General features: G+C 32.7%; 15 protein-coding genes. 13 read left to right on the top strand and 2 right to left on the bottom strand.

Annotated elements, in window-relative coordinates; all coding sequences use genetic code 11:
* Complete coding sequence (locus AB3G33_RS14605; protein ID WP_367770884.1) at positions 1-1,332, bottom strand: cytochrome ubiquinol oxidase subunit I; 1,332 nt, start codon at positions 1,330-1,332, stop codon at positions 1-3.
* Between the two features lie 204 nt (positions 1,333-1,536).
* Here AB3G33_RS14605 and AB3G33_RS14610 point away from each other — a divergent pair, with 204 nt between their 5' ends.
* The 13 genes from AB3G33_RS14610 (at position 1,537) to AB3G33_RS14670 (ending at position 11,828) form a co-directional block, all read left to right on the top strand.
* On the top strand, positions 1,537-2,949 hold the full coding sequence (locus AB3G33_RS14610; protein ID WP_367770886.1) for a rhodanese-like domain-containing protein: 1,413 nt from the start codon (positions 1,537-1,539) through the stop codon (positions 2,947-2,949).
* A gap of 88 nt (positions 2,950-3,037) precedes the next feature.
* Positions 3,038-3,244, top strand: coding sequence for a DUF2892 domain-containing protein (locus AB3G33_RS14615; RefSeq protein WP_367754041.1), 207 nt, complete (start codon positions 3,038-3,040; stop codon positions 3,242-3,244).
* A gap of 16 nt (positions 3,245-3,260) precedes the next feature.
* Positions 3,261-4,115 carry a methyltransferase domain-containing protein gene (locus AB3G33_RS14620; protein WP_367770888.1) on the top strand — a complete coding sequence of 285 codons (855 nt, stop codon included), beginning with the start codon at positions 3,261-3,263 and terminating at the stop codon, positions 4,113-4,115.
* A gap of 2 nt (positions 4,116-4,117) precedes the next feature.
* Positions 4,118-4,324 carry a hypothetical protein gene (locus AB3G33_RS14625; RefSeq protein ID WP_367754044.1) on the top strand — a complete coding sequence of 69 codons (207 nt, stop codon included), beginning with the start codon at positions 4,118-4,120 and terminating at the stop codon, positions 4,322-4,324.
* Complete coding sequence (trxA, locus tag AB3G33_RS14630) at positions 4,317-4,622, top strand: thioredoxin (protein ID WP_367754046.1); 306 nt, start codon at positions 4,317-4,319, stop codon at positions 4,620-4,622. The genes AB3G33_RS14625 and trxA overlap by 8 nt, the downstream gene beginning before the upstream one ends.
* Positions 4,619-4,813, top strand: a complete 195-nt coding sequence (locus AB3G33_RS14635) for a DUF6132 family protein (RefSeq protein WP_367770890.1) — start codon at positions 4,619-4,621, stop codon at positions 4,811-4,813. The genes trxA and AB3G33_RS14635 overlap by 4 nt, the downstream gene beginning before the upstream one ends.
* Before the next feature lie 63 nt (positions 4,814-4,876).
* Positions 4,877-5,470: a TetR/AcrR family transcriptional regulator gene (locus AB3G33_RS14640; protein WP_367754050.1), complete on the top strand. Its 594-nt coding sequence runs from the start codon at positions 4,877-4,879 to the stop codon at positions 5,468-5,470.
* Complete coding sequence (locus AB3G33_RS14645; protein WP_367770892.1) at positions 5,467-6,723, top strand: TolC family protein; 1,257 nt, start codon at positions 5,467-5,469, stop codon at positions 6,721-6,723. The genes AB3G33_RS14640 and AB3G33_RS14645 overlap by 4 nt, the downstream gene beginning before the upstream one ends.
* Before the next feature lie 141 nt (positions 6,724-6,864).
* Positions 6,865-7,743, top strand: a complete 879-nt coding sequence (locus tag AB3G33_RS14650; RefSeq protein ID WP_367770895.1) for an HlyD family secretion protein — start codon at positions 6,865-6,867, stop codon at positions 7,741-7,743.
* Between the two features lie 58 nt (positions 7,744-7,801).
* On the top strand, positions 7,802-8,713 hold the full coding sequence (locus tag AB3G33_RS14655) for an ABC transporter ATP-binding protein (protein WP_367770898.1): 912 nt from the start codon (positions 7,802-7,804) through the stop codon (positions 8,711-8,713).
* 3 nt (positions 8,714-8,716) lie between these two features.
* Positions 8,717-9,451, top strand: a complete 735-nt coding sequence (locus AB3G33_RS14660) for an ABC transporter ATP-binding protein (RefSeq protein WP_367770901.1) — start codon at positions 8,717-8,719, stop codon at positions 9,449-9,451.
* Between the two features lie 47 nt (positions 9,452-9,498).
* Positions 9,499-10,605 carry an ABC transporter permease gene (locus AB3G33_RS14665; RefSeq protein ID WP_367770904.1) on the top strand — a complete coding sequence of 369 codons (1,107 nt, stop codon included), beginning with the start codon at positions 9,499-9,501 and terminating at the stop codon, positions 10,603-10,605.
* A gap of 98 nt (positions 10,606-10,703) precedes the next feature.
* Complete coding sequence (locus AB3G33_RS14670; RefSeq protein WP_367770907.1) at positions 10,704-11,828, top strand: ABC transporter permease; 1,125 nt, start codon at positions 10,704-10,706, stop codon at positions 11,826-11,828.
* Between the two features lie 37 nt (positions 11,829-11,865).
* Here the strand turns inward: AB3G33_RS14670 and AB3G33_RS14675 are convergent, their stop codons facing one another.
* Positions 11,866-18,618, bottom strand: coding sequence for a PAS domain S-box protein (locus AB3G33_RS14675; protein WP_367770910.1), 6,753 nt, complete (start codon positions 18,616-18,618; stop codon positions 11,866-11,868).
* Positions 18,619-18,649: the final 31 nt, after the last annotated feature.

Raw genomic sequence — 18,649 nt, forward strand, 5'->3', positions numbered from 1 at the left:
TTATATTTTTTTTGTTTCTGGACCGTTTTTAATAATTTTCCCCACTAATAATAAGAATAGTAAACCCAAAAGTAAATATAAACCTACGAAGCCAAGTAGGGTAAACAACGTATTTCCTGAAGAAACCGTAGGCGATGCTCCTGCTGTTGTGCGTAATAAATTATATACTAACCAAGGCTGTCTTCCTAATTCAGCTGTGTACCATCCCGTTGTGTTAGCAATATAAGGGAAGGGCAACATAAAAAGCAACGACCATAAAATCCAGTGGGTTACAAAAAGTTTTTTTCTAAATAATTGAAAAACTGCAGCTGCCATTAAACCTATAAAAACGGTACCCAAACCTACCATAATATGATAGGCATAATAAAGTCCAGAAATATTAGTAGGATGTGTTTTTTCATCAAACTGATCCAATCCTTTTACCTCTGTATTCCAACTACCGTAAGTCAAAAAGCTTAAAACATTAGGTACTGCAATCTTGTTATCTAATTTTTTATCTTTTACATCAGGCTGCCCAATTAAAACAATCTCAGCTCCTTTTTTCTCTGTATGAAAAATCCCTTCCATTGCAGCAAAAGTTACAGGCTGGTATTTCACTACATTTTTTGCTAATAAATCCCCTGTAGGAACAGCAACTACTATACTAGAAATCAACCCAAAAATAATTCCTGTTTTCAAAAATAATTTTCCGTAAAATTCACTCCTTTTACTTAAAATATAAAAAGCGCCAATACTAGAAACTACAAAAGAACTTGTAACCATGGAAGCCGCTTGATTGTGCAAATAAGAAGGCCAAATCCAAGGGTTTGTAAATAAAGCACCAAAATTATTAAGTACAAATTTACCATTAGCCAAGATCTCGTAACCCACTGGATTTTGCATCCAAGAATGGGTAGCAATTATTAAAAAGCCACTGGCCCATGATCCTAAACAAATAAGCAATCCAGTGACAAAATGCCATTTGTGTCCTAATATTTTTTCGCCAAAAAGAAACATCCCTAAAAATGATGATTCTAAAAAGAAGGAAAACATTCCCTCCATTGCCAATGTTTGTCCAATAATCCCCCCTGTCAATTCAGAGAATTTAGCCCAGTTTGTACCAAATTGAAATTCCATTGGAATCCCTGTAACGACCCCCATAGCAAAATTAAGAGCAAATATTTTCATCCAAAAATGAGTGGCTTTATTGTAATGTTCCTCATTCGTTCGTAGAAATTTCCATTTAAAATAAACAATGATTAAGGAAAGTCCCATCGTTAATTGGGGAAAGAGATAGTGAAAGGTAATCGTAAATGCAAATTGCATTCGATCGTAAAAAAGCATTTCTTCCATACTGATGTTTATGTTGTAAAATACTCGCAAATTTAACCAATTAAAACCGTAGCAGCCCAACATAATATTACTTTCTCACCCACTATTTGTTACGTTTTATGGTAAAATTATTTATTTCTAATTTTAAATTACTTTATGTAACATTAGTCACGTTTAAATACAAATACAAGAATTATCTTTGTAATAGATTAAAAAAAATATATCATGCAAATAGAACAAATATATACAGGATGTTTAGCACAAGGTGCTTATTATATAACTTCAAATGGAGAAGCCGCTATAATTGACCCTCTTCGTGAGGTACAACCTTATTTGGATCGCCTAGAACGAGATAATGTAAAATTGAAATATATTTTTGAAACCCATTTTCACGCTGATTTTGTTTCAGGACATGTTGATTTAAGTAAAAAAACAGGAGCACCTATTGTTTACGGACCTACAGCAAAACCTGAATTTAAAGCAATTATAGCTACTGATGGGCAAATTTTCGAATTGGGAGCTATTAAAATAAAAGCATTACACACTCCTGGACATACCATGGAAAGTACAACTTATTTATTGCTAGATGAAAACGGAAAAGAACACGCTATTTTCTCTGGTGACACCTTATTTATTGGTGATGTGGGACGACCAGATTTAGCCCAAAAAGCGGCTCATATGACGCAAGAACAATTGGCTGCAACATTATATCATTCCTTGAGAGACAAAGTGATGACTTTATCTGATGATGTTATTGTTTATCCAGCACATGGTGCAGGTAGTGCTTGCGGGAAAAACATGAGTAAGGAAACGGTAGGTACGATTGGTAACCAAAAAGAAACCAATTACGCTTTACGAGCAAATATGACCGAAGCAGAATTCATCAAAGAAGTGACTGACGGTTTGCTGCCTCCTCCAGCCTATTTTGGGATGAATGTAGCCATGAATAAACAAGGATATGAAAGCTTTGAAACCGTTTTAAACAATGGTATGAGAGCCATCAAAGTTATCGATTTTGAGGCTGTTGCCGAAGATACTGGTGCCCTAATTCTAGATACTAGAAAAAATGGCGTTTTTGCAAAAGGATTTATTCCGCAATCTATAAACATTGGCATCGAAGGTGATTTTGCACCTTGGGTAGGCGCGCTAATTGCTGATGTAAAACAACCTATAATTCTAGTTACCGAAATTGGACAAGAAGAAGAATCAGTGACTCGTTTAAGCCGTGTTGGTTTTGATAATTTAATTGGTCATTTAGATGGTGGTTTTGAAGCTTGGGCAAAAGCAGGAAAAGAAATTGATACTGTCAATAGAATCACAGCAGATGAATTTGCCAAAAAAGTAAAAATTGGCGAAAGCAAGGTAATTGATATTCGAAAAGACAGCGAGTATGCTGCGGAACATGTTGACGAATCCTATAGCAAGCCATTAGTAAACATCAATGATTGGGTGAAAGATATTGATCCTAAAGAACCTTTTTTCCTTCATTGTGCTGGTGGATACCGTTCTATGATTGCAGCTTCCATTTTACAAGCAAGAGGGTTTAGAAATTTCTGTGAAATTGAAGGCGGATTTAATGCGATTGCAAAAACAGATACACCAAAAACAAATTTTGTTTGTCAAAGTAAAACCTTATAATTTATTTCAATTATATTGATTATCAAATATTTATATTGTAATTTTATAGATAACGAATGCATTTTTTAACTAATTAATATAGGATATCATGAAAAAAAATATGGGTCAAATCGATAAAATAATTAGAGGAATTATAGCGGCTGTAATTGCAATTTTATATTTCACCAATGTAATTAGCGGTACACTAGCATTAGTTTTAGGCGCATTTGCCGTTATCTTTTTAATTACCAGCTTTGTTAGCTTTTGTCCCTTATATACCCCGTTTGGAATTAATACAAGAGAAAATAAGCAATAAATAAAACCAATCAATTTTGAATACAATAAAAAACACATCCAAAAGTACCGATTCTTGTTGTGTAGTATCTTGTGATAGACCACTAGATCAAGACTATTGGGATGCACAATACAAAGCCAAAACTACGGGTTGGGATTTAGGACAAGTGTCTCCTCCAATTAAGGAGTATGTTGACACTTTAGAAAATAAAAATAGTAGTATATTAATTCCTGGTTGCGGGAACACATATGAAGCAGAATACCTATTGCAAGCCGGTTTTACCAATATTACTGTCATTGATATAGCACCAACATTAGTACAGGAGTTAAAACAAAAATTTGAAAACAATTCAAATATAAAAATCATTCAAGGTGACTTTTTTGAACATAAAGGAACGTACGATTTAATTTTAGAACAAACCTTTTTTTGTGCTTTACCACCAACGATGCGCCAAAAATACGTTTGGAAAATGCACCAGCTTTTGGCCCATAATGGCATCATAGCTGGATTATTATTCAATAGAACATTTGAGGTAAGTCCTCCTTTTGGTGGAAGTAAAGAGGAATACGAATTACTTTTTAAAAATGCGTTTGACTTTTTAAAAATGGACGTTGCTCCAAATTCGATTGCTCCCAGAGCCAATTCAGAATTGTTTATCGAATTCAAGAAAAACAATAAAGTAAAAGTAAATCTCTATGAATTCAAAGGAATAACGTGCAGTGGCTGCATGAATACCGTAACAACACAATTCAAAGATTTAAACGGAGTCGAAAACGTAAGTATGAGCACTAATTTTGCTGAAGTTTTGATCGTAAGTAAAAATGAAATACCTGTTTCTCAGTTGCAAGAAATTGTCTCTTATGATGAAAAATACAGCATTATAAAAATTTAAAAATGAAACAATTACTCTATACAAATTGGCATGCCATGCGCTGGATTCGTCTCGTAATTGGTCTTTTCTTTGTACAGCAAGCAATTCAATACCACGAAATTTTATTTGGATTTATTGCTCTCTTTTTCTTATTTCAAGCTGCATTTAATACAGGTTGTAGTCTAAATGGATGTGAAGTTTCACCCTTAAAAAAAAGTAAAAATGAATAGTAGTTTTGACAAAATTATAAATTCCGAAAAACCAATTTTAATTGATTTTTTTGCCACTTGGTGTGGGCCTTGCAAAATGCTAGGTCCTATTCTAAAAGAGGTAAAAGACGACTTAGGAGATCGTATTTCAATTATTAAAATTGATGTCGATAAAAACCAGCAAGTAGCCTCACAATATCAAGTACGTGGCGTACCTACTATGATATTGTTCCAAAACGGAAAACAATTATGGAGACAATCAGGTGTTTTACAAAAAAATGATATTATTAAAATCATTTTAGAAAAAAGCAATCAATGACAAAAAAAGCAATCATTCTCACTGTGATAGGAATAGGTATTGGTGCCATAGCTGGTTATTTATATTATTTTTTTATAGGTTGCGCATCAGGGACTTGCGCTATCACCTCCAAACCTCTCAATTCCACTTTATATGGCAGTTTGATGGGAGGATTAATATTTAATATGTTTATTAAAAATGAAAAAAAGTAATTGCGATTACTTTTTTTTTCTACCTTTGTTAACCAAGTGGTTAAACCAAAAAGTTAAAACGAAATGACCACCGAAGAAAAAATATTTAATGCAGCCCGAATCGTATTCCAAAAAAAGGGATTTGCTGGTTCTCGTATGCAAGAAATTGCAGACGAAGCCGGTATTAATAAAGCCATGCTACATTATTGTTTTAAAAACAAGCAGCTGCTTTTTGAAGCTGTATTCATGAATGCATTTAGTCAATTGGCTCCACAAATCAATGCTATTTTTAATTCCGAGGAAACCGTTTTTGAAAAAATCACGCAGTTTACACACAGTTATATTTCATTTGTACTACTCAACCCTTTTTTGCCTCCATTTATTATTCAGGAAATGAATAACAACCCTGAATTTGTAAAAACATTTCTTAAAAATAAAAATACACCAAACCCTACGCTCCTGATATCCCAAATCAAAAAAGAAATAGCCGATGGAATCATTAAACCAGTTGATCCCCAACAACTAGTATTAGACATATTCGCTATGACGGTTTTCCCATTTGCAGCACAAATGATGGTAAAAGGAATATTACATATCACTGATCAGGAGTTCAATGAAATGATGGAAAAAAGAAAAACCAGTATAGCAGAACAAATAATAAATTCGATAAAAAAATGAGAAAACTCTTGCTAGTCCTACTATTTGCAATACCTCTATTTTCTGTTGCACAACAAACGTTGTCACTAGAAGACTGTTACACTTTGTCCAATAAAAACTACCCATTAGCCAAACAAAATGAGTTGTTGCAACAAAAATCCAATTTAGATACTCAAGTGCTCAATACAGGAAAACTTCCAAAAATGGATTTGAATGCACAAGCTACTTATCAATCTGCAGTAACACAATTACCCATTAAATTACCAAACGTTACTGTAAATCCTCCCAACAAAGACCAATACAAAGCGACCCTAGACATCAATCAATTATTGTATAATGGAGGTTTGATCGATGCCAACACCAAAATTAAAAAAGCACAAACCAAAACCCAACAACAACAAGTTGAAGTAAATTTATACCAATTGAAAACTAGAATCAATCAATTGTATTTCTCTACCTTATTATTGCAAGAACGTGCTGCCTTATTGCTATCCAAAAACGAACAATTAGACTCGAAAATTAAGGAGATAAAAGTAGGAGTAAAGTTTGGTGCTATCCTTCCTGCATCCGAAAAAGTGTTAGAAGCAGAGAAACTAAAGATTAAACAGCAACTTGTTGAAATTCGCTTTGACAAAAGTAAAGCACTCGAAAGCCTATCGACACTCACTTATTCAACTATAGATGAAAAAGTGACTTTGCTAAAACCAAATTTAGTAAGCACTTTCGACACCCAAAATAATCGACCTGAATTAAAACTATTTGATTTACAAAACGAACAAATCAACCTTTCGAAAAATATACTTTTAAAAAACAATTTACCCAAAGTAAATGCTTTTGGACAAGCTGGTTATGGAAATCCAGGACTTAACATGCTTGACAATTCATTTCAACCTTTCTATGTTTTGGGAGTAAAAGCCAATTGGAATGTTTTTGATTGGAATAAAACCAAAACAGAGCAGCAAGCATTATCGATCTCCGAAGCCATTGTCACGACCGAAAAAGAAACTTTTGAACTCAACACCAATTTGCAATTGCAGGAAATGGTAAACGAAATCAAGAAAATAGAGGAAGTCATTACTACCGATGGGGAGATAATTGAGCTGAGGGAATATGTAGTCAAATCATCAGATGCTCAACTAAAAAACGGAGTCATCACAGCATCCGAATATGTAGTCGAACTAACCAATTTATTTGAAGCCAAAACAAATGAAAAACTCCATCAAATTCAATTGGCTTTAGCCAAGGCAAATTACCAAGTTATAAAAGGATTATAACTTGAAAATGACTTTTCACTTCAATGCAAATTATCAAGTTATAAAAGGGTTAAAATATAATTATAAATGATGAATTATAAATTTTGAATTATCCGCTTTGCACATTCAATTCATAATTACAATTCACAATCCAAAACTAAAATGAAAAAAATACTAACATTATTGATTTTCGGCTCTTTGTTCTCTTGCAATAACAGTGATGACAAAGCAGATGGATACGGAAACTTTGAAGCTACCGAAACGACCATTTCAGCAGAAACCAATGGAAAATTAACCTTTCTAAATGTAGAAGAAGGAGCTGTCCTAGAACCAAACATCCAGATAGGCCTTGTAGACACCATACAATTGTATTTGAACAAGCAACAACTAATTGCCTCTAGAAATACGATTGTTTCAAAATCTAAAAATGTTTTATCGCAAGAGCAAGTTTTGCTAGAGCAATTAAAAACGACATTGATTGAGAAAAAAAGAATTGAAAACATGTATGCCGAAAATGCGGCCACAAAACGACAAGTAGACGAGATTGACGGGAAAGTAAATGTCTTAAAAGAGCAGATAAAAAGTGTAGGAACACAAAATGCACCTATCACAAATGAAGCCAAATCAATCGATGTTCAAATTGAAAAAATCGACGACCAAATCCTTAAAAGTAAAATTATCAACCCAATAAAAGGAACGGTACTGGCCAAATATGCGGAACCAAATGAAATAACGTCATTTGGCAAACCTTTATACAAAATAGCCGATATATCCCAAATGACTTTGCGCGTTTATGTAAGTGAAACCCAATTACCAAAAATAAAAATTGGTCAAAAAGTGACCGTTAAAATTGATGCGGAATCAGCAATGAAAAATTACAGCGGAACCATTTCTTGGATATCAGCTTCGGCAGAATTTACCCCAAAAATCATCCAAACCAAAGAAGAACGCGTCAACTTAGTCTATGCTGTAAAAGTAACTGTAGTCAATGATGGTAGTCTTAAAATAGGAATGCCTGCCGAAATGTGGATCACACCATAAGTCCTAACAGTTTGTAGTAAAAATGTAAAAGCAATTTTCCAATTAAAACCTTTGTAACGTGAGTATTTCAGTTCAAAATATTTCAAAATCCTACCAAAAAACTGTTGCGGTGGACTCCATTACTTTTCAAGTGAAGACAGGGGAATTGTTTGGACTTATTGGACCTGATGGCGCCGGAAAAACAACCTTGTTTAGAATTCTCACTACACTCCTACTTGCCAATGAAGGCACTGCTACTGTAGCTGGTTTTGACGTTGTTAATGACTATAAATCCATAAGGAATGTGGTAGGATATATGCCTGGAAAATTCTCGTTGTACCAAGATTTGACTGTAGAAGAAAATCTTAACTTTTTTGCCACCATATTTGGTACTACAATTGAAGAAAACTACGATATCATCAAAGAGATTTACGTACAGATTGCCCCATTTAAAAACAGACGCGCTGGAAAACTTTCGGGCGGAATGAAACAAAAATTGGCTTTATGTTGCGCATTAATTCATAAACCCAAAGTATTATTTCTCGACGAACCTACCACTGGTGTAGACCCCGTTTCTAGAAAAGAGTTTTGGGAAATGTTGAAACGATTACAACAAAAAGGTATCACCATTCTTGTTTCTACACCCTACATGGACGAAGCGGCTTTGTGCGATAGAATTGCATTGATCCAAAAAGGAAGTATCTTAAAAATTGACAGTCCACAAAACATTATTGACAACTATGAAAAAACAATATATGCTGTTCAGGCAAAAAACACCTACCAACTTATCGAAGATCTAAAAAATTATTCAACTCAATACAGTGTTTTTGTCTTTGGGGAATACATTCATTACATTGATAAAAACGAATTTTTCGATACGCAGGAATTAGAAAAATATTTGCATAATAATCATCATCAAGACATTGTAATAAAAATTTCAAAAACTACAATCGAAGATGTATTTATGGATTTAACCAACCTAAATCAATAAGTTTTGAGCCAAGAAAAAATCATATCTGTAAAAAACCTCAGCAAAAAATTTGGTGCTTTCACCGCAGTGAACGCTATTACTTTTGAAGTGAATAAAGGAGAAATTTTTGGTTTTCTAGGAGCAAACGGTGCGGGTAAAACCACTGCCATGAAAATGCTTATAGGAATTTCAAAACCCAGCTCAGGAGAAGCAATCGTAGCTGGTTATGATGTCAAAACCAATTCAGAAATGGTGAAGAAAAGTATTGGTTATATGAGTCAAAAATTTTCAATGTATGATGATTTAACCATAAAGGAAAACATCACTTTTTTTGGTGGAATCTATGGATTGAACAAAACGCAAATCAAAGAAAAAACAAATCAATTGATTCAAGAATTACAACTTGAAGCCGTTGCTGATAAACTGGTTGGTTCGCTGCCATTGGGCTGGAAACAAAAACTGGCTTTTTCAGTCGCTTTATTGCACGAACCTAAAATTGTATTTCTAGACGAGCCTACAGGCGGTGTGGATCCCATTACTAGAAGGCAATTCTGGGAAATGATTTACGCAGAAGCACACAAAGGAACTACCCTATTTGTAACTACACATTATATGGATGAAGCCGAATATTGCGACCGAGTTTCTATCATGGTGGAAGGTAGAATCGAAGCGCTGGATACCCCGAAAAATTTGAAAAAACAGTATAATGTGGATTCTATGAATGAAGTATTTTTAAAATTAGCGCGGAATATTGAATAAGAACAAAGAGTAAAGAGTAAAGAGAAGTAGAAAGTAAAACAAAAAAAATGAAACGATTTATCGGTTTTGTAACCAAAGAATTCTACCATATTTTTAGAGATAAACGCTCCATGTTTATCCTTTTTGGGATGCCTATTGCCCAAATTATGCTGTTTGGCTTTGCTATTACTAACGAAATCAATAATGTCAATATTGCTATTCTGGATCAATCAAAAGATACCGAAACTCAAAAAATAATCAATAAAATCAGTGCTTCTCCCTACTTTCATATCGAACAAGAAATTAGTAGTGAAACTCAGATTGAATCCATCTTTAAAAAAGGAAAAGTAAAAGCCGTTTTGGTTTTTCAAAACCATTTTATTAAAGATTTACAAACCAAAAAATTAGCAAAAGTACAAGTCATAACGGATGCCACTGATCCCAATATTGCCAATACAATTACCAATTATATCAATGCCATTTTGCAAAATTACCTGCAAGAAATCAATAAAATAAACCAACCTGCTTATCAAATACAAACCCAAACTCAACTGTACTACAATCCAGAACTCAAGAGCGTTTTCACCTTTGTTCCTGGGGTAATGACGGTGATATTAATGCTGGTTTCGGCAATGATGACCTCCATTTCAATCACTCGCGAAAAAGAATTAGGCACAATGGAGGTACTCCTTGTCTCGCCACTAAATCCTTTACAAGTCATACTTGGCAAAGTATTTCCTTATATTTTCCTGTCTATTGTAAACGCAATTGTAATATTGACCTTAGGTATTTTCGTATTTGGAATGCCACTCCAAGGCAGCTTATTTCTATTGGCACTAGAGAGTATTTTATTCATTATCACCGCACTTTCATTAGGAATATTAATTTCAACCATTTCTGCTTCACAACAAACTGCCATGATGCTTTCATTGATGGGATTAATGTTGCCTGTAATTATATTATCTGGATTTATATTTCCTATTTCCAGTATGCCTCTGCCCTTACAAATCATCAGTAACATTATACCTGCAAAGTGGTTTATCATTATTATAAAAGCAATAATGCTCAAAGGCGCTTCTATTGCTATCGTCTGGAAAGAAACACTGATTTTAATAGTAATGACCGTATTTTTCATTGCATTAAGCATTAAAAAATATAAAATAAGATTAGAATAAGTTTTAGGAGCTATTTCCTGTTTTACGCTTCAATCTTTTCTCTCTTAAAAAAACGAGAGAAAAGGATTTCCACTTCAACCAGGGCTAAAAAATAAAAAATGAGAACAATATTATTCATCATACAAAAGGAGTTCCGACAAATCTTTAGAAATAAAGCCATGTTGCCTATTATATTTATTTTGCCATTTATACAATTATTAATTTTATCCAATGCAGCAAGTTTTGAAGTAAAAAACATTAAATTTTCCTATGTTGACAGTGACCATACGGCTGCTTCAAGGGAATTGATTAGTAAATTTCAATCTTCTGATTATTTCAATATTATTGATGACTTTCCTTCAAAAAAAGAGGCCAATCTTCAAATGCAAAAGGGTAAAGTTGATGTCATCTTAGAAATTCCAAATCATTTTGAACGCAATTTAATAACCGACAAAATATCGACACTTTCAGTTAGCATCAATGCCATAGATGGAGCTGCGGCCGGCGTAGAAAATGTTTATATCTCTCAAATTATAGCCAGTTACAATCAAAAAATACAAAGCCAATTGTATCAATACAATGAGGGATCCTACATACAGCCTCAAAATATTATTACAATTCCCTCTTTCTGGTTTAATAATACTTTAAACTACAAGACTCTTATGGTTCCGGGGATTTTAGTTTTATTAGTGACGATGCTTACACTTTTCCTATCCGCCATGAATATTGTTCGTGAAAAAGAAATAGGAACCTTGGAACAAATCAACGTGACGCCTATTAAAAAACACCAATTCATTATAGGAAAACTGTTTCCATTTTGGGTTTTAGGATTACTTATTTTAACGGTAGGCTTGACCATAGCAAGATTAGTATTTCACATTCCTATAATAGGGAATATTGGCTTAATCTACCTATTTACTTCGGTCTATTTATTAGTTATTCTTGGTATTGGTTTGTTTATTTCTAATTATACCGAAACCCAACAACAAGCCATGTTCATCGCTTGGTTTTTTACGGTTATTTTTATTTTGATGAGCGGATTATTCACTCCAATTGAAAGCATGCCCAACTGGGCACAGCAAATCACCCTATTCAACCCAATACGCTACTTTGTGGAGATTATTAGAATGGTAATGCTCAAAGGAGCTACTTTTAGCGAAATTTCCACTCCTTTTTTTATAATTGCTTTTTATGCTTTTGTTATTAACGGATTTGCAGTTTGGAGCTATAAAAAAACAAACTAGAAATCACAATTGACTTAATAGTAATTGCGAATTAATCCTATTTATTTAACCATTTTAAAAGCATGCTTTCTAAATCAGAAATAATGATCGGTTTTGGGAGATAATCATCCATTCCTGATTCAAAACATTTTTCTTTTTCTCCGGTCAAAATACCTGCAGTAACAGCAATTATTGGTGTTTTTGATGTATCCCCTTCCAATTTTCTAATTTCATAAGCGGCTTCATATCCATTCTTATTTGGCATTTGAATATCCATTAATATAACATCCGGTTTCTCCTTCACATACATTTCAACTCCCTCATTCCCATCCTTAGCTTCAAAAATAATACAATTTGTAATTAATCTTTTTACCAATGTTTTCGCCAAAAGCATATTGATTTTATTATCCTCAACAATTAGCACTCTCTTATTATTCAAAATTTCTGAAGGTATACTTTCCGTCTCAATTGAAGATTTTCCAAAATCTAATACGTTAACTATTGTAGGAGTGATTTTTTTAAATTTAACATCAAAGTAAAAATTACTTCCTTCCCCATATTCACTTTGCAAATGTAATTTACTGTCCATTAGAGCTAATAAATTATTGGAAATAGCTAGCCCCAAACCTGTTCCTCCAAATTTCCTACTCGTTGAATTGTCTTCTTGTACAAAGGAGTTAAATATTTTTTCATTGTTATTTAACTTTATACCAATTCCAGTATCTTTTACAGAAAAATTTAAACCTAAATAATCATCTTTAAATGTACCTGTCTCACTTATATCTAATCTAATTTCTCCAAAATCAGTAAACTTCAAAGCGTTACTCAATAAATTTACCAATATTTGTTTTAATCTTATTGAGTCGGCTAAAACATATTCAGGAACGTTATTATCCATTGTAAAAGTCAATTTAAGACCTTTTTGAACAGCTTGATATTTAAACAAATCAACAACTTGTTTAATTAATTCAAAAAGGTTTACTTCTTCAATACTTAATTCTAACTTTCCCGATTCAATTTTAGAAAAATCCAAAACATCATTTACTATGTGCATCAATGTTGTAGCTGATTCACTAACAGTACCCATATATTCTAATTGATTTTTTTCCAGATTTGTTTTCATTAACAAATGAGTAAAACCTATTATTCCATTTAATGGGGTTCTAATTTCATGACTCATGTTGGCAAGAAAATCCGTCTTTGCTCTATTAGCAGTTTCAGCTTGTTCTTTGGCTTTTACTAATTCTAGTTCCATCACCTTTTGTTCTGTGACATCGATAAAACTAATTACTACTTCAAATATTTCTCCATTAGCATCAATCTCTGGAAACCCATTAACTAAAAGCCAAATAACATCCTTGGTTTTAGGATTATTTATTCCAATTCTGAAATTCTTAAGTGATTTTTTATTGGAAATAATTTGGTTTATAGGGTATTCTTCAATTGCCATTATTGATTTATCTTCTCTAAAAAACACCCAAGCGGTATCCGCATCTGTTTTCCCGATCATTTTCCCATCATTTAACCCTAATAACTCTGCTGCTTTTTGATTGTTGACTATTATAGAGGTGTCAGGAGCATGAACTACAATTCCTGCATCAAGATTATTCATTAAACCACGGTACCTTTCCTCGCTTTTTAAATGTGCGTAATCCGATTGTTTTGCATTTGTAATATCTCTAGACAAACATATATAATGTATTTCATCATCTTCTCCCTCTTGCATAGGAGCTATTGACAGTTCAAACCAATGAATGCGGTTTTCTAACTGTAAAGAATATTGTCGACCAGTAGAAAAGCCTTTTTCTGCAGCTTCTAAAATTGCTTCTTGGCATATATTTGAAACATCAGAAGGTAATACATCTGAAAACCTTTTGTTCAAAAACAAGTCTGGAGGCAAAGCCAACAAATCATTGCGGCGAGAATGATAGTTATAAATTAGGCCATTAATATCTACTTCAAACAATAAATCAGGTATAGCTTCTAAAATTGCTTCCAATTTTTTATGCATTTTTTTAAACTCATCTTCTGATGCCTTACGCCTGCTTATATCTCTTACTATTGCCACAATACGTTTATCAACTAGCATTTTTGCCGAAATTTCAACAGGAATTAATGATCTATCTTTATGAATCATATGGCGCTCTAGAGATGTTTGGTCACCACTAAATAGTTCATTGTACATAATAGGCCTGCTCGCAAGCTCATCAATTGTATATAGATCCGTTAGATTTTTTGTGCAAAGCTCTTCTTTTGTATATCCAAGCATATCGCAAGCACTTTTATTTACTTCGAGTAAATTACCTGAAAGATCATTAATAAAAATAGCATCAGATGCTTGTTCTACTAGACTACTGTATTTTTCTTCACTATTAAAAAGCTGTTGTTTTATATTTTGTAATTCTGTGATTTCAGTCATACTTCCAATATAACGTACGGCCTTTCCTGATTCATCTCTGATTATAACAGCACGGTCAAAAAAGTAGCCATAATTTCCATCTTTTTTTAGAAAACGAAACTCATCTGACCAAGTATTCACATCACTTAAGTATACTTTTTCAAGTTTATCAATAACTCTTTCTCTATCATCGGGATGAAGTTTAGATCTCCAAATTTCTTTATTATCAGTATTACTTAATTGGTCATTATTACCAAAATTAAAGAGTTCAACAAATGCTTTATTATTCCAATTTTCCCCTGTCACTAGATCAACTTCGGATATCGCATCATTTGTTGCAACCGAAATTCTCTCAAATCGTTCATTGGCTATTTTTATTTCATTTTGAGCTTTTTTAATTTCACTTAGATTCAATCCCATTCCTAAAACGCATCTTTTTCCTTCGTACTCTACAGGAAGAGAGTTGATATAATAGGGAACTCTCTTATTGCTTTTAGTATAAAACTCAATTTCAATACCTGGTAATTTATTTTCTCCTACACAATTATCTTTGGCAAAAACATCTTCTATCCTTTTTTTAACTTTTTCTTTTTCTACTTCATCAAAAAAAGCTAAAGGCCCCATCTGATCAATTTCAATCGTACTATACTCAGTTACCTTTTCAAAATTAGCATTCCACTTCAAAAACTTTCCTGATTCATCGTATAGATAAAATATTCCCGGCAGATTATTTATTACTGTTTCAGAAAGTAGTTTTTCTTTTAAAATTAAACTCTCAATTTTTTTACGTTCTGTAATATCTGTGATAGTACCTATATACCCTATTATTTCATTTTTCTCATTTTTCTCAGGAATGGCTTGCCCTATAACCCAAGATACCGAACCGTCTGGCCTTACAAAACGGTACTCTGACAATGATTTTTCACCAATATAAGTTGCGTTTTCCCAACCATTTAAAATCCCTACTTTATCATCTTCATGTAGTGCTTTAAGCCAACCATTACCGATCGCTTCCTCAAATGACAAACCAGAAATTTCGCACCAACTTGGATTTACAAAAGTCGTATACCCTTCTACATCAGTACGAAATATCCCAACTGGAGATACTTCTGTAAGTGTATGGTAGCGTTGTTCACTTTCGAAAACTTTTTGTTCCGCTTTCTCTTTTAATTTTTCTTTTTCGAAAATTTCCAAGGCAAAAGCGACATCGCCAGTTGCTTCTTCTAGTAAAGCAATTTCTTCGGCATCAAAAAAGTTCTTTTCTCCAGCATAAAAAGTAAAAACGCCAATTACAATTCCGAATTTTTTTATAGGAAGTGACATTATAGATTGAAAGCCACATTTTAACGCTTCCTCTTTCCAAGGTGCCATTATCAAATCATTTTCAATATCATTACTTATACAATAATTTCCAGTCCTTATTGCTGTCCCTGCAGGTCCATTTCCTTCAACTGTATTTACATCAGTAGTAATCGTTTTTATTATATCCAGATATTCTTGATGAATTCCCGCAACCACTGTGGGTGTAACACTACTGTTTTTGGAATCAATTAATCCAATCCATGCCATGCTAAATTCTCCAAAATCAACCGCTATAGTACAAGCTTCCCTAAATAGTGTTTCTTGATCGACAGTTCTAACAATCATTTGATTAATCTGACTTATAAATAAATAAAGTCTATTGGCTTTAAGTAATTTTTCATCTGCCTTAATTCGATCTGTAATATCAGTAACAATTCCATGACATATCACGGTCCCTTCTTCCTCAACAACAGGTAAAGAGTTTACTTCATGCCAAACGAGTCCTTTTACAGGGTGATAGTAGCGATATTGTCCTTTAAGAGGTACTAATTTCGTTTTCGTTTTTTTAATCTTTGCAAGTACGTTACCAATATCATCAGGATGTATTAAATCGAAAATTTTATTTGCGTTATTTTCTATTTCTTCAAAACTAAATCCATAAATATCTTTTACCGCATCACTCGCATAAGGATAGCATATTGAACCATCATGATTTTGGCGCATAGAATAAATTAAACCAGGTGAAGTAGCTGCAATTTTAGCAAATACATCACGCTCTTTTACAAGTGTTTCATTTGATTCTATTCTAGCTGTAACATCTCTAAAATTTGCTACAATGCCTTTCACACTATCATCATGAAGTCTATTGTTTAATATACCTTCCAGCCAAATATAATCTCCGTTTTTATGTTTCGCTTGAAACAAAATAAATACTGGTTCTTTTGGATGCTCTAATATTTTTTTGAAATTTTCATGAATATACTCTAAATAATCAGGATGAAAATAATCTGATTCAGGAAGCTCATCATACTCTTTGTCTGTATATCCAGTAATTTTCCGTGACGAAGGACTTCTAAAAATAACCTTTAATTTCTCATCAACAACTGTTATAATACCGTCAATATTTTCGACTAAAGCCCTAAAACGTTTTTCATTTTGTTCAATTAAGTCTTGAGCTATTTTACTTTGAGTGACATCTTTTAAATTAGCAACAATACCTTTTACATTGCTGTTATCAATTAGATTATTCAATATTCCTTCTAACCAGATATAGTGTCCATTCTTATGTTTTACCTGAAATAAAACTTGATTCTGTATACCCGGATTTTCCACAGTTTTTTGGATGATCTCCTGCATGTATTCTACATAATCTGGATGGTAATAATCTAAATCAGAAATTTTCTTTAACTCTTCGTTGCTATATCCAGTTAATCGTTCCGATGAAGGACTGCGAAATATCGTTTTTAAATTTTCGTCAAGAACGGTAATAATTCCCTCATTATTTTCAACTAAAGCACGAAAATACTTTTCGTTACTTTCAATTTTTTCTTTAACAATTTTTTCTTCAGTTATATCTCTAAAAAAATTAGATATACCATTTTCTGATGGATAAATATGATTTTCAATCCATCGCTTACTAGACTTATGATAATCTTCAAAACGATTATACTCCTGAGTTGCTATTGATTTATGACATACATTATAAAAGTCTCCTTTAACAGCATCTGGAAATTCAGTCCAAATATGTTTACCAATCATTTGATCAGGATCACGTTTAAGAATTTCTCCTGCTTTTTTATTCATGTAGGTGTAACACCAGTCATTATCAAGTGCTACAAAAGCATCCGTAATACGCTCAAAAGTATTTCTAAGTAACTCGTTTGCACGTTTAATTTCAGTAATATCTTTAACAAAACCCATAAATCGATTTTCAGAAAGTTTTACTGAATCGACGCCACACCATTTAATTTCTCCGGATTTGTGGACTGTTTTAAATTCTCCTTTTGATACTCCTACTGTTTTTAGCCTATTAAAACACACTCCCAAATCATCCATAGATTCTTGGTATGTTAAATCCATCATTGATAATTTTAAGAGCTCTAGTTTTGAATAACCCGACATTAAAGTCACAGCATGATTTACCTCAATAAAATTACCGTTTTCATCAACAATAAAAATTCCATCAGGTGCATTTTCAATATAATTTTTAAACTTATGGTTACTCTGTTCTTCTACTAATTTTAGTTTTAATTCAGCTTCTGTTTGTTTTCTTGTATCAAGTTCTTCTCTAATTTGCCTTTTTTCGTTAATATCTTGAGTATTCCCCCTTAAACCAATTACATCTCCTTTTTCATCGACAATTGGGTAAACAATAGCATAAACCCATTTTGTTTTATTCTTACTAATAATGGCAATTTGTTCAGCTTCAAATGGTTTTTTATCTATTTTAGATTTCTTTATTTTGTCTAAAAATATATCTACATCTGATTTAGAAAATCGTTTTACATATTCCTGAAATAAATCTTGATTATCTTTTTTCTCTAATTCATAAATCGAATACAATTCGTTTGACCAAATCATTTTATGATCAACATAATTATACTCCCAACTTCCTATTTTTGATATTTTTTGGGCATTTTCCAGTAGCTCTTCACTTTCTAATAAATCAGCCTCTGCTTTTTTAATTTTGGTAATATCTCGTCCTATTGCATAAATATTTTCTTTTGAAGAATCCACGCTGGTTGTCCATTGTATATAAACAATTTCCCCGTTTTTTTGGATAAATCTGTTTTCAAAATGTAATGATGAAATTCCTTGTCCTAATTGTTTTAATTCAGCATTTGATTTCGCTACATCATCAGGATGGACTAATTCTATGAAGGGGGTGTTCAACAATTCTTGCTTAGTATAACCCAATATTTTTATAAAAGCGGGGTTGATTTCTTTAAAAAAACCATCAAACCCAGCTAAACACACTAAGTCTAAAGATTCTTTGAAGTAGAACTCAAAATTTGCTACTAATCGTTCTTTTTTAATTAAACGACTAATTTCATACTCTTGATCTTTTGTTATTTTGAGTAACTCCTCATATGTAGGTCTTTTCTCTTTCATACTCATTATTAAAAATCATTATATATATGCT

This window comes from Flavobacterium sp. WC2421 (assembly GCF_040822115.1).
Lineage (GTDB): Bacteria > Bacteroidota > Bacteroidia > Flavobacteriales > Flavobacteriaceae > Flavobacterium.